The following is a 13,293-nucleotide window of genomic DNA, read 5'->3' as shown; positions in this document are numbered from 1 at the left end:
CCATGTCGGGCGTACACAAGGCATTTAAACGGAACAAAAACAGTGGGTTACGTTTCGCTTCGCTACACATTTTAACCCACTATTTTTGTCCGCTTAATGCGGCGTTACCACTGTCTGCTCATGGCACATAGCAGTAAACTAAACTTGGCAGTATTTTTTATGGGGTTGGCCTCATAAAGCCTGTAATTGGTAACTTTATGCCATTATATGCTTCAATATTATGCCAAGTTATACTTCAATTACGACGCTGTAGCTCAGTAAAAGCATATGTTCTTATGCCAACTTATACTTCAAACAACATTTGGGTGATATAGCTAAAATCTTATTTAATATTCTTCATAAATATATTCTTTTTAAATTAACGTCCTTAATACTAATTGCATCAAATAAGTGATTTATTTTAGTGCCACTTGCAAAGGGTGATTAGGATGGGTCAACATAATTAATTGAGCACCGAAACTTGTGTACGTGGTGCAATATTTTTTTAGCACTCAATGTTCTAATACCAATCTGATTAATTAAGTGAGCTATTTTGAGGTAAGAAAACCTTGTTGATAACAAGGCAAAAATTTCGTTATTTAGTTGTTCTATATCAGAAATTTTTAACACAGTTAGCGTCAGGTTTAAGCCCTCAAATTGATCAAGTATTATTGCAAATTGGTATAAATAGCGCTCGACTTTGTTGTCTCTCATTGAGGCGGGATGTCGCTTATTATGAAAATGGATATTAAGGTGCAATCCATCTCAGAGACATATCCACTGTACGTAATGAATACCAACCTACCAACATATAATCAGTAATATAATTTAAAAAGGGGGAACGCGTTTTCATATTACCACCAATAATGGTACTGTTTTTATATACAGTGTAGTTGTGCTGCTCCCATATTCAAGAAAATGAGCGACGAGCGCATTTTCTCTTTTATTAATAGTTTGAGTGCTAATAAAAAATTATATATAGCAATGTATTAAGTTATTTGATAAAAATGATTTATAAAATACATGAGCGCATCGTTGGCAGAAATATGCGCGACGAGCGCACTATAAAATTGTTATGTGTTTCAGGAGTATGGTGTTTTCAATGGATAATGGTGACGTAAAAATGGTAGAAGCTAAAATAGAGTTAGAACGTATTTCTGAGCTTCAAAAATATAAAGAAGAATTTGATAAGCTTGGTTCAAATGATTGGGGGCTTAAAGATTTTCTTTCTATTATTGCGCCATTTGGCTTGCTTCTACTTGCAAATAGTTTCTTTACAATCGAGAGTGAGTTATTTCAAATAATGTGCGTTATTTTCATTGCCTCATCTTTTGTTCAAGGCATGGTTACCGCTGAAAGTAAAAAGACAAACCGCAGAATTGATTTACTGCTTAAAATCATCAAACAAGAACAGAGTAAAAACACATAACAAGCTAATTAATAAGGACAAAAAACAGTTGGCTTTTGCTCCTGCGTCGCTAATTTTAGCCAACAATTTTTTGCCTGTTAATTAGGCGTTATATGCTCAACCTATTAATCAAACTTTAGTATTTTATAAGGATATTTTTATGAATAATTTTGTATGGAATTCATTCGGTACACTTGCCGATGTTAGTAAAACTGATAAGTATGTTGTTATTGAAAATAGTGATGGTAAATCACTTAAAATGAGTATTTTCACATATAAAGAATCTGCAATGGCTGTATTTGAAAAAGCATTAAGCTTTCAAGGTCAAACAGTGCAAGTTAGAACTAGTCAAAATACGAATGACTGGAGTGTTGAAGAGTGGTTTAGTGAAATAGAACCTTGTTAATCAACCGCATATAACAAGAACATCAAACGGAAAAATTACAGTTGGCTGTTTTTCGTTCCTCAAACATTATAGCCAACTATATTTTTCCGCTTATGTAAGCGTTACCTGGCGTAAAAGCCAAAACTTTGCAGAGTTACTTAAGTAAAAGTAAGCTGATTAAATTATAGGCTAATAGTTTAGTTTGAAAAGAGAATGCAAAGAGAATAATGAGGTTGACGAGACGATTTTTTCGTACTGTTCTTACTAATAGCGCGAAGGCGCTGCATAACAAAATCCTTTTGTTGATGCGGACGCCTTCGCGCTATTACTAGATGTTCGTTCTCGCCGCCGATCTATTTTCTTTTGCCTTTAACGCTATTCATTAAAAAGCTGATTTCAAATTAACAGAATTGGTTAATGAAAACTAAACCGTATGTTATAGAACATACAGGTAACAAGGCGTTGATCGGGACAACAAAAAGACGTTGCCCAATAACGCGATCGTTAGCAGGAGAAAGAAATGCACCCTCTAGATCAACTAATGAAATCCGTTGTTCGTATCGAAGCAACTCTAATTAGCGGCGGAACCAAATTAGGATGACACCCATCCTAATTATTGCGAAAAAAGCCTACAAAAACAGTATGATGAGTGCGTTGTTATAAATAATGAATCACGTAAAAAGCTACTAACTAGGATGAATACTAACTAGGATGACACCCATCCGAATTGTTACGAAAAAAGCTAACAAAAACAGTATGATGAGAGCATTGTTATAAGTAATGAATCACGTAAAAAGCTGAGCTATATCGATAAAATGAAAGTAAAAATAGACAGCCCAATAGGGCGACGACAGCTGTTTATTAAAAAATGGCAAACGACTCGGCTGTTTAGAGCCTGCTTTACTTTAAATGAAAAGCGGAATATTACAGTAAATAAAGGGATAAACAAATTGACCTTACGCGGACAAACGAAATTGAATGCCTTTAGTTTACGCTGCGGCAACTGTATTGCCTTGTTCATAATATAGAAAAGCTACAAAACACGATGCATTAAGAATGGGTAAAGCCTATTAACCTCAATAAAGCCACTAAAACATCCGTAATACCTTCCAAAACGTCAATTAAAACAACACCAAACTCCCACTTTATATTCTGCATAAAATACAGTAATCGATTGAACCAAAATAGGAACTCAGCTATGGTTTGTTTATCAATAAAAATAAATAAAAAAAACGAGTTAATCTACAGGCTCGTTAGGCTTTTAGGTCTGTAAATCTCACCGCATTCAAATTTATAGGATATTTATGAATAGTTACAAATACTTTCTGATTTATGACCGTAATAATAAGATCATTTATGGGGAATGTATCTACTGGTGCTGTGGTGAGTTTGATTCAGTTAAACAATCTGATGTAACAATCCGTCTTAAGAAAAAGTTTAAGGCTAGATTTATTGTGTCTAACACTCGATTGGATTCGATTATCGACCAACAGAAAATTATCAAGATTGGTGACGGGATTTTACTTCACTATGAAAATAGCTACGATGACTTTGTTACCCAGCGTTCTGATGAAGCCGTGTTTAACCCTCTTATTGATCGATGCTGTAAATTGAATATGTTTGTTGGCAGAGAATTAGATAGCAAAACCTACTTATCTTGGGTCGATGAACATAAATATTTATTGGAAGAAATAAAAACAAGATTTGAACTGGATCTTTTAAAACGCCCTGAATTAATAAATTCATACACTTATTACGAACCTACACGTATTGTTGTGAATTGCCGATTCATTGATAAACCAGCACCAAGAGAGAACCGTTTACCAACAAAGTTAATCGTAAAATTCTATGATGAATTTACTGCTTACACTCAGGCTAGTTATGTTTTAACTGGATATTGTGAAGGTAAAGAACCAGCAATAACAGAAGGTAAAATTGCAAATAACGAAATTACGATTGACTTTGAAGAAAGTCCCGATGAACTTGAAATAAAAATACTTAATCATGGGGAGGTTATTTATAACAGTAGGCACGGTTTTTTAAGGAACATACACATTAATGGTAGAGTAATTGGGGATAGTGTGACTCTAGACAATGGTTCAAAGGTTTCTAAATATAGTGAGATGAAAACTAGTGTCTAGCTTAAGAGAAAAGATAAAAGATAGACGTACTTTATTAGTAAGTAAATCCAATTCATGTATTCCACAAGTTCTAAGTGATACTCCTTTTGAATATGCTATAAGTCTATTTAAAAGCAGTATAAACAGCTCAATAACAGTAGAGAAAATATCCGTAATAGATCCATATATTTTACCTTTAGATTTAGATAATCTCACTTCATTATTTGGGGGGAGCAGCAATATAAATTTGGAAATTGTATCAAAATTCAACTCGGCAAGTAATGATGATAAAAATGATAGAAAAACAAAGATAATTGAACGAAAAGAATATCTAGTAAAAAATGGATTATTTGGGAATATTAAATTAATACATTCGAAAGAACCTATGCATGATAGATATTATATATATTGGAATGAATCTGCAATGGTAAAAGTTTTCTGTATTGGAGGGTCTATTGCTCAAAGGTTTGGTGATTACATCGGAATCCTAGAGGTATCGGATAAATTCATGCTTAACAATATAGAAACGTACTATGGCAACTTGGTATCAAATGAAATTGATTTTTTAAAGGTTTAATTATGCAAATCTCTTTACCTGTAGTTCCTCGTACAAAAGATATGAATGATGTGTCCTGGCTTCTTAAAACACGAAAATATATTTCAAAATATGACGTATTTGATGCTTATAAGTTGATTTACAATACTGAACCTAAGGGGTTGCCTACTATTGAAGAAATGGTAAACGTATTTAAAGAAAATGAACAAAAAGAAGCAAAAATCACTGTGAAAATTGTGTCCCATTCTTTTGATAAAGATTGTGTTGAAAAATACCTTAATGAAAATGCAACTAGAGTATTTGGTATTGCCTTAGCAATTGAATTTAGGATGTTAGATAAAATAGTTAACATCGCTGATGATTCTGATATTTTTTTATATTTAACAGAGTACTCTCTAGATGAAGAAGAAACTTCTTTAATCATTAAAAATGGTCTGATGGAGAAGCTTTCTTTAAGAATTATTGATAAAAGCAAAGTGATGTACACGACGCTGGCTGATAACTTTGAAAAATTATTACGGGTGAATGAATGTGATGTCATTAACTTAAGTTTCATTTCTAGATATATCGAGCATGCACACTTTTATGGTGGTAATTCTCTATTGCAATATATATTAGAGAGATATAAGAGCTCACATCCTTTATTTGAGAAACTTGATTGTCTCGCATGGGACCCTTTTACTATGTCTAGGCGTCATCGTCATTGGCTTACTGTTGTAAATCGTATGGATGAACTTTCAAAATATTATCTGGAGATAAATGATGAAGGCGAAAACATTATTAAAAACAGGCAGTATATTAATGAGTACTTGAAGTTTAAGACTCTTTATTCTGAAGCTATTTAATTTGATTAAGTATTCTATTTTGATGTCAACTTCGAAAGCCTAACAAGAAAATCAACAAGGACAAAATAAACAGTTAGGATGACACCCATTCTAAATTTCACTTGAATCATCAATTAAAGCAATGTGTTAAGTGAAAATTATAAATAATTAGTTACGCAAAAACCTGCGCTATGTAGACAAAGTGAAAGTAAAAATAGACAGCCCAATCGGACGACGATAGCTGTTTATTAAAGAATGGCAAACAACTTGGCTGTATAGAGCTTGCTTTCCTTTAAATAAAAAGCGCAATATTACCGTCAACAAAGGCATGAATAAATTGACCTTACGGGGGCAAGCGAAAGTGAATGCCTTTAGCTTACGCTGCGGCAACTGTATTACCTTGTTCATAATATAGAAAAGCTGCAAAACACGGTGCATTAAGAAGGTGAAGCCCTTTTACCCTCAAATAAGCCACTCAGACACATGTAATACTCTCCAAAACGCCAATTAAAACAATATCAAACACTTCTTGATATGCTGCGTAAAAGTACAGTAATAGATTGAACCAAAATAGGAACTCAGCTATGGTTTGTTTATTAATAAAAACAAATAAAAAACGAGTTAATCTACAGACTCGTTAGTTTGTTTTCAAGCTAACAGGTAAATTTGATATTTTGTAAACACAATTTAAAAGGAACTTTAATGACAACAGTTACAAATGGAATAATCGTAGATGGGCGTATAACGGCCAAGCGATACAACTCTATTGAACATGGGAATATTAACAACGTAACATCTATAGTGCTTCATCGAACTGCAGGTTCGAGTGCTATTTCATCCCTGAATGGTTATGCTTCAGGGCAAAAAACTGGAGCTCATTTTTTAATTGCTAATGATGGAACAATATACCAAACAGCTAGTTTAGAAAAACTCTGTTGGCATGTTGGTATCTTATATTCTCGGTGTGCCGACGAAAAATCATGTGACCCTAAAGAATTAAAAACGGTTAATAGTTTGCTTCATCAGAAAGGATTTTCATTTTCCAAAAGAGTAAAAAATGTATCTAGGCATGAGTTAGGAAAAGCTTATCCTCTTCGTTATCCTTCAAATAATGATTCATTAGGAATTGAGGTTGTAGGTCGGTTTAACAAAGCTACAAATATCTTTGAACGACCAACAAACGAACAGTTTCAATCATTGAAGTTGTTAGTGGATATATTATTAAAGGAGTTCTCTTTAAATTTAAATAAAGATGTTTACGCACATGGTGTAATTGCTAGGAAAAAGAAAGCAGAAGGAATCCAGTTGCTTCAATATTTAAAAGTTGGGGTTGCTCCATGATAAAAAATGTCATTTGTCTAGGCGCTGCTTTTTTTATTACATCTTGTGCCTTTAATCATGAAAAAAAAATTCAAATATTGACTACAGAAAAAGTTGTCGATATCACCAAGCAGGGATCTAAGGTTTGTGATAGCTTCCAATTGACAAAAAGCGAAATTACTTTGTACTTCCAAACAGCGGAGGAAGTCAGTAATGAAGAAGCTCATGGAGAGTCAATTATTATGCCTTGTAAATATTCAGGGGAATTAACCATGAATAAGGAGATCTATTCATATGAGGTGTTTGCTGGGGGGACTGGGTATATTTACGATGACAAAGGATGGGTTCTAAAAAACTTCATTTGCAAAAATACTAATTGCTGTAGCAGTTTTTCAAACCTGTGCTGAAACGTTTGGAGGGTAACAACAAACATATATGAGCCTTAACTCTGTCAATAGACACTAGTATTTTATTTGACTGTTTTTATCAATAAACGAATTCGTTTACTTCGTCTGTTGATGCGGCTGTTAAGTAAATAGCTTACGGCAAACACATATAGGGTGTGTTTCGCCGTAATTTCTTATTGCGATCTCATCGCAGCCAGGTTTTCCCCATATCCTTTTGGGCTTGCTGGGGCACTAGACATTCATCGATTAACCTAATCATGGCACTATTCAAGGCGGCTGGTTTCATCATTGTGATCCAGTTAGATTCATGTGCCTAACGCAGTTATCAAGTCAGGTGTACGCGTATTGAGCGTCTAATCAAGGCAGGTGACTTAGGTCTGTAGGCATATAATCAGGTTAAACCTTGTTGGTTATTAACAGTTAGGATAACACTCATTCTAACTGTTACAAAAATAATCAATTAAAGCAATGTTTTAAGTGAAAATCAAAAATAATAAATCACGCAAAAAGCTGAGCTATATCGATAAAATGAAAGTAAAAATAGACAGCCCGATGGGGCTACGACAGCTGTTTATTATAGAATGGCAAACGACTCGGCTGTTTTGAGCTTGCTTTCCTTTAAATAAAAAGCGCAATATTACAGTGAACAAAGGCGTGAATAAATTGACTTTACGGGGTCAAACGAAAGTGAATGCCTTTAGCTTACGCTGCGGCAACTGTATTGCCTTGTTCATAATATAGAAAAACTGCAAAACACGATGCCATTGAGAGGGGGGGAAGTCCTTTTAACCTCAAATAAGCCACTCAGACACATGTAATCCTTTCCAAAACGCCAATTAAAACAATATCAAACACTTCTTGATATGCTGCGTAAAAGTACAGTAATAGATTGAACCAAAATAGGAACTCAGCTATGGTTTGTTTATCAATAAAAACAAATAAAAAACGAGTTAATCTACAGGCTCGTTATAAGCCTTTAAGTTTTACTGACACGTTTGAGTATTTATGAATAATAAAACAAAAAAAATAAAACTTATTAAGATATTTATTTGGATCGCTATCCTCACTATCGTTCATTTCGCTGTAGATAAAATATTTTTTGATATTCCCAAACCAATGATGGACAAGGATATTGAATTTTATCAACCTAAAAGTGAAGCAGATTCAAGCTTACGTGAAATGAATTTATATATGCATGATAAAAATTTAATATCAGAACTAAGTACCCAGACTGGTAAAAAAACAATTGATGATTCCTATATGACTGTTTTACGCAAGTATCACAGTCAAATGCTGGAACTTTATAAAATAATAATTTCAAAACCTATCTTAATGTCAATCGACAAAATGTCAGAAAATATAGAAATAGCTAGGAAGTACACAAGCTCAGATCAATGTTTGCTGATAGATGGTAGTCAAGATACCTTCAACCTCCTTGTTAAAAAGTACACACCTTTAATTAAGAAAATTAATGGAAGGCCTAAAGCTATTTTAAGTATTCACAAGCGAATTTTAGAGGTCCCCCCAGAAAAAGACAAAAATGGTGATTTCAGTGTTGAGGGAGCAATTGAAAGATTGGATATCACTGTGAAATTAATGGAAGACCCATATTTATCAGTAAGAAAAGATAATACGGAAGCTTTACTTGAAATTAACCAATTTATGATGAACTTCGATAGACTTCATTCTATATATCTACAATGTGCACAGAGTTACAACCAAAAGGTAACTAATTTAACTGGTTACAAAGATGTAATTAGCTACTTTATTTTTCTTGTTTTAACTGTGCTATTTTACCGTAAAGAAATGCTTAATGTTTAAGTCGTCTTCGGCTTATAATCGGGTAGCCGGAGGTCTCTAACCTCCAGCCCCCACACCACCCATCATGCGGGTCCGCAATGGGCGGTTCATCTCCCGTAATGAATACCGATCCAAATATCTCTCAATGACACTAAACCTTGTGACGCTAAATAGTCATTACCTAGCGCAATGTTAATTTCTTTTGTTTTTGAGCTTCTACAAGGGCCCTGTGTCAGGATAGTTGTCGCTTCTAACTTTTAATAGAGGCAGATAAAATGAGACGTCGATTTACACAAGAATTTAAAGTTCAAGCTGTTGAAAAAGGAACCAAATTAGGATGACACCCATCCTAATTATTGCGAAAAAAGCCTACAAAAACAGTATGATGAGTGCGTTGTTATAAATAATGGATCACGTAAAAAGCTACTAACTAGGATGAATACTAACTAGGATGACACCCATCCGAATTGTTACGAAAAAAGCTAACAAAAACAGTATGATGAGAGCATTGTTATAAGTAATGAATCACGTAAAAAGCTGAGCTATGTTGATAAGATGAAAGTAAAAATAGACAGCCCAATAGGGCGACGGCAGCTGTTTATTAAAGAATGGCAAACAACTTGGCTGTATAGAGCCTGCTTTCCTTTAAATAAAAAACGCAATATTACCGTCAACAAAGGCATGAATAAATTGACCTTACGGGGACAAGCGAAAGTGAATGCCTTTAGCTTACGCTGCGGCAACTGTATTACCTTGTTCATAATATAGAAAAACGGCAAAACGCGATGCATTGAAGAGAGGTAATCCCTTTTAAGCCAAAATAAAGCCACTGAAACACCCGTAACTCCTTCCAAAACGCGAATAAAACCCACACTAAACACTTTTTAATATTCTGCGTAAAAACACAGTAATCAATTGAACCAAAATAGGAACTCAGTTATGGTTTGTTTATCAATAAAAACAAATTTAAAAACGAGTTAATCTACATGCTCGTTAGGTGCAAATCTAGTATGGCAACACTTTATATCTTTTCAGGATTGCCGGGGACTGGGAAAAGTACTTTAGCGGCACTTTTAAGTAAATACCTCGGTGCGTCGTATTTACGAGTTGATACTATTGAGCAATCCCTAAAGGATATCTGTAGTTTAGAGGTTTATGCTGAAGGTTATCAAATAGCTTATAGGCTGGCTTCAGATAATTTAATACAAGGGCTAAATGTGGTTGGCGACTCATGTAACACTGTCCCTGAATCTAGAGTTGAATGGGAGCAAACAGCTATTAATTCTGGTGCAAAATACGTTAATATAGAAATTAGTTGTTCTAATAAAATTGAGCATAAAAGTAGAGTAGAGAGCCGTGATGCTCCTGTGAAAGGTTTGGCTTTACCATCTTGGGAAAGTGTAAAATCAAGAGAATTTCACTCTTGGGATTCGGAGATAATCTCAATTGATACTGCTGGTGAATCACCTGAGCGATCAATTCAAAAGCTTATTGAAAGGCTGGGTGTATAAATGCACATAACAACACGCCCTGAGGTGGACAGCAAGCGCTAAAGCTCACTTTCCACCGCAAATTTTAACAACGGTGATCCCTTACTTTTCAATGCAGTTAAGTAAGTTGATTCATCGTAGGGCGTATGTGTTTTCCAGCACCTAAATAGGATTCGTATCCACTTAAATGCCAGTGTTCTAATAATGCTGTTGTGCGGCTTCCCCTTGGCTTTCTGTTGCTCACAATACACTTTAGCCCAAAACGAAAACGAATAGATAATCCTGCCCATTCCACTAATGTTTTTCTTAAAAATTTAGTGCACGAGTATCGCCAGTGTATTTATTCTTTCTTACCATTGCGTTCGGTAACATTGGCAATGCCTGCGTATTTTTGTATGTCAGCAGCGCATTTATAACGGTCACGATTTGACCCTATTGCAGCTAATAATCGAGGCGCTATGTAGTGGTAAGGTGATTGTGGCCCTGCACAAAGTAAGCTATCAAAAATAGCGCGATCTTTATGTTGTTTAATATATGCTATGTTTACCTGTGTCAGTTTAAACTGCTTGGATATTGAGCAAGTTAATGGGTTTTGGCTTTACTTCAACGAAAAGCAGATACTAAAAACCGCGCGGAAACGACTATATATCGCTAATAATTTTACATTAAACATAGGTGAATAATATGAAAAGGATTTTAATCGGTGCACTAATCGTTGCTATTCAGGGGTGTGCTAATAAGCCTGAGGTAGCAGTGCAAGTGTCCCCGCGAGCATGTTTAGGTAGTACAGAAATCACGGGTGAATTAGGTAATAAATTCGTACTAGTTCAAGATCCAGACCTTCTTTCTCAGGCAATCGGGGAGCCATTAAAGGGTCGGTTATGCCAAGGAGCAGTCTACCAAAGTACGCATGAAGTAACAGTGTATCGAGCATGGAATAGCACAAACCCTCGTAGTCAGCTTGGTCAGTGGTGGTCTTTTCAGCTTCCAACAGGTAGTACGGCTAAATATAGAGAAAACTATGAAATTTGTTATCAATGGTCGCCGCTTGATAAGCTGGTGAAATGTACATTGAAACCAGGCACTAAGGTCGTAGTGGGTAATGGTCAAAGCGCCCAATGTTCTGAGTACCTTAGCTATCCAGTTTCTAAAACACAGCAAGTATTTATTTCAAACGCTTCTGATGTTGTACAAAATTGTGAGGGCTTCGAAAGTATAATAAGTTGGAAGTAAGCAGGTTTGTTTTAACAGCGGTACAGCAAAGCCTTAGGCTGGACTCTAAATGTTCTTAGAGTCAGTTTGTTTTTTACGATTGTATTGATGGGGTTATGCTTTTGCATATGTAGAAAGCATAACCCCTAAGAGTCATTTAACAAAGAGCATCTAAATTTAATAACATGCCTTTAAGTCGTGCCTGCTCTGATACAGATAAAGGTAAAAGCGGCTTTCTAGGGTCGCCCACGCCCACACCTTGCAGTGAAATTCCCGATTTAACGGCAGCAGCTAAACCCGATTTAACAATAAATTCTAAAGTCACACTGTTGGTAAAACAGTTCTTTTGCTTTGCTGCTATTACCGCTGTTGCTGTTAATCAAAAAGCTCCTATGCATATTCGCTTTGGCTATGGTGCTATAAGTATGGCAGAGATAACCAAATCGATTCAAAAGTTAGCTCAAGCTCTAATAAAATAAAAATTAGTGCCTCATATTCAATGGTTGTATTACTATTTGTAATCAAGCTATTACAGTAAAAATAATAAATATAATTATAAATACAGTAATACAAATTTTTAACTATTTCAGTAAAAGCTTAGGTATACCTATTATGACTCAAACGCGTGGCTATTTATTTCTTATCATCGGATTATTGTTGATGTTTTTACCCATTATATTTTATGGATGGTTTGAGAGCATAGACCCTGCATTTATTCCTAACGCATATTATAATTTTTTAATAAGCAGGGTACTGGTAGCGTTAACAATACTGGCTGTGATCATATTTTTTGTTCGTTATAAAACTAGTAAAAAAGTACGTGAATCACTCAAATATCAATTTAGCGAAGAGGGAAAGTTAATCACCTGTTTTACTTTTCTGTTTACGCCTATTTTAATTTATTTTTATTTTTGGGCACTAAGTGCTGTACCAATACAGCTTTGGGCTCATTACCACTTTGGTGAGCCGTGGTCGCAAGAGTATTTGCTAATTAAAACAGATACATGTAGTAGCGACTACGAACCACAGTGCGTAAAGCTAACGTTTTCAGATTTAGTTACTCATGAAGAGCATTCAATAAGGTGGTACTTAAATAAAAATGAGTTACTAACACTGAAAAATAAAAGCGTAAATTTAGTTGGTGAAAAAAGCTATTTTGGATACATTATTAACGAAATACAATGGTAGCAAATAAAAAGGAGTTTAAATGAGCAGCAGTAACTTTAACGAATCAATAAAAGGTTTTTTTTGGGGGATAGGATTTGTCATTGCTTTGCTTGGTGGTTTAAGTGTATACGCTTTAACAATAGCGGCTGAGGTGAACAGTGGGTTTAAACAGTTGGTGTCTAATAAAGCACTTGAAACAACGTCTGATTTTAGTGGTAGCTATAGACTCACTCTATCTGAGGTTTTTAAAGATAATGGTAAAGTAAGAATAACGGCAGAGTTACAAAATGTTACTAACGAAAGTATCTATACGGGGGCTGTTGTTGCATCAACATTCGACAAAAATGGTAAATTTATTGGTAATTGCATAGGCCAAAGTAATGACCTTTCATTAGCGCCAAATGCGATAAGTTATATTGACATAAATTGCAATTTATTACGGCCGCAAGTAAGTAGAGTTCACTCTGCAAAGCTAAAAATTAAATGGCTTTAGCGCTTAGTTTATTAAAAATATACCTAATGGGATTTGTTGAATCCAATCTGCTTAGAAGAGTTTATTTAACCTGAACTTTGGTTAAGAGATTTACCAACGTATTGAATAATCGTGATATTTAAATTTATTTTC

General features: G+C 34.8%; 13 protein-coding genes and 5 pseudogenes. 17 read left to right on the top strand and 1 reads right to left on the bottom strand.

Annotated elements, in window-relative coordinates; all coding sequences use genetic code 11:
* Positions 1–1,081 precede the first annotated feature (1,081 nt).
* From CWB66_RS11615 to CWB66_RS11560, 13 genes and pseudogenes are all read left to right on the top strand, one after another.
* Positions 1,082–1,408, top strand: coding sequence for a hypothetical protein (locus tag CWB66_RS11615; RefSeq protein ID WP_138585493.1), 327 nt, complete (start codon positions 1,082–1,084; stop codon positions 1,406–1,408).
* Between the two features lie 139 nt (positions 1,409–1,547).
* A complete protein-coding gene (locus CWB66_RS11610; RefSeq protein ID WP_138585492.1) occupies positions 1,548–1,793 on the top strand; it encodes a hypothetical protein in 246 nt (81 codons plus the stop codon).
* A 752-nt stretch (positions 1,794–2,545) separates the two neighbouring features.
* Positions 2,546–2,826 (top strand): annotated as a pseudogene (locus CWB66_RS23205) (hypothetical protein); the annotation flags it as partial.
* A 250-nt stretch (positions 2,827–3,076) separates the two neighbouring features.
* Complete coding sequence (locus CWB66_RS11600) at positions 3,077–3,913, top strand: hypothetical protein (RefSeq protein WP_138585491.1); 837 nt, start codon at positions 3,077–3,079, stop codon at positions 3,911–3,913.
* On the top strand, positions 3,906–4,469 hold the full coding sequence (locus tag CWB66_RS11595) for a hypothetical protein (protein ID WP_138585490.1): 564 nt from the start codon (positions 3,906–3,908) through the stop codon (positions 4,467–4,469). Before CWB66_RS11600 ends, CWB66_RS11595 begins: the two co-directional genes overlap by 8 nt.
* 2 nt (positions 4,470–4,471) lie before the next feature.
* Positions 4,472–5,293 (top strand): hypothetical protein, encoded by an 822-nt coding sequence (locus CWB66_RS11590; protein WP_138585489.1) that lies wholly within the window; start codon positions 4,472–4,474, stop codon positions 5,291–5,293.
* A gap of 154 nt (positions 5,294–5,447) precedes the next feature.
* A pseudogene (locus CWB66_RS23200) lies at positions 5,448–5,713 on the top strand (hypothetical protein); the annotation flags it as partial.
* A gap of 261 nt (positions 5,714–5,974) precedes the next feature.
* A complete protein-coding gene (locus tag CWB66_RS11585) occupies positions 5,975–6,613 on the top strand; it encodes a peptidoglycan recognition protein family protein (RefSeq protein ID WP_212747818.1) in 639 nt (212 codons plus the stop codon).
* Positions 6,610–6,999, top strand: a complete 390-nt coding sequence (locus tag CWB66_RS11580; RefSeq protein ID WP_138585488.1) for a hypothetical protein — start codon at positions 6,610–6,612, stop codon at positions 6,997–6,999. Before CWB66_RS11585 ends, CWB66_RS11580 begins: the two co-directional genes overlap by 4 nt.
* Positions 7,000–7,476: 477 nt before the next feature.
* Positions 7,477–7,817: pseudogene (locus CWB66_RS23195) on the top strand (hypothetical protein); the annotation flags it as partial.
* Between the two features lie 187 nt (positions 7,818–8,004).
* Positions 8,005–8,820: a hypothetical protein gene (locus CWB66_RS11570; protein ID WP_138585487.1), complete on the top strand. Its 816-nt coding sequence runs from the start codon at positions 8,005–8,007 to the stop codon at positions 8,818–8,820.
* A gap of 492 nt (positions 8,821–9,312) precedes the next feature.
* A pseudogene (locus CWB66_RS23190) lies at positions 9,313–9,593 on the top strand (transposase); the annotation flags it as partial.
* Positions 9,594–9,809: 216 nt separating this feature from the next.
* Positions 9,810–10,310, top strand: coding sequence for a P-loop nucleotide/nucleoside kinase family protein (locus CWB66_RS11560; RefSeq protein ID WP_252371746.1), 501 nt, complete (start codon positions 9,810–9,812; stop codon positions 10,308–10,310).
* Between the two features lie 38 nt (positions 10,311–10,348).
* Here the strand turns inward: CWB66_RS11560 and CWB66_RS23185 are convergent.
* Positions 10,349–10,818, bottom strand: a pseudogene (locus tag CWB66_RS23185) (transposase); the annotation flags it as partial.
* A 155-nt stretch (positions 10,819–10,973) separates the two neighbouring features.
* On the opposite strand from CWB66_RS23185, the gene CWB66_RS11550 reads away from it, so the two are divergent.
* From CWB66_RS11550 to CWB66_RS11535, 4 genes are all read left to right on the top strand, one after another.
* On the top strand, positions 10,974–11,522 hold the full coding sequence (locus tag CWB66_RS11550) for a hypothetical protein (RefSeq protein WP_138585486.1): 549 nt from the start codon (positions 10,974–10,976) through the stop codon (positions 11,520–11,522).
* A 164-nt stretch (positions 11,523–11,686) separates the two neighbouring features.
* Positions 11,687–11,980, top strand: a complete 294-nt coding sequence (locus CWB66_RS11545; protein WP_138585485.1) for a hypothetical protein — start codon at positions 11,687–11,689, stop codon at positions 11,978–11,980.
* Between the two features lie 133 nt (positions 11,981–12,113).
* On the top strand, positions 12,114–12,689 hold the full coding sequence (locus tag CWB66_RS11540) for a hypothetical protein (RefSeq protein WP_138585484.1): 576 nt from the start codon (positions 12,114–12,116) through the stop codon (positions 12,687–12,689).
* Positions 12,690–12,708: 19 nt separating this feature from the next.
* Positions 12,709–13,161 carry an FxLYD domain-containing protein gene (locus tag CWB66_RS11535; protein WP_138585483.1) on the top strand — a complete coding sequence of 151 codons (453 nt, stop codon included), beginning with the start codon at positions 12,709–12,711 and terminating at the stop codon, positions 13,159–13,161.
* Positions 13,162–13,293: the final 132 nt, after the last annotated feature.

It is taken from the genome of Pseudoalteromonas sp. S558 (assembly GCF_005886635.1).
GTDB classification, from domain to species: domain Bacteria; phylum Pseudomonadota; class Gammaproteobacteria; order Enterobacterales; family Alteromonadaceae; genus Pseudoalteromonas; species Pseudoalteromonas aliena.
This window is presented reverse-complemented; position numbering and strand designations above follow the sequence as displayed.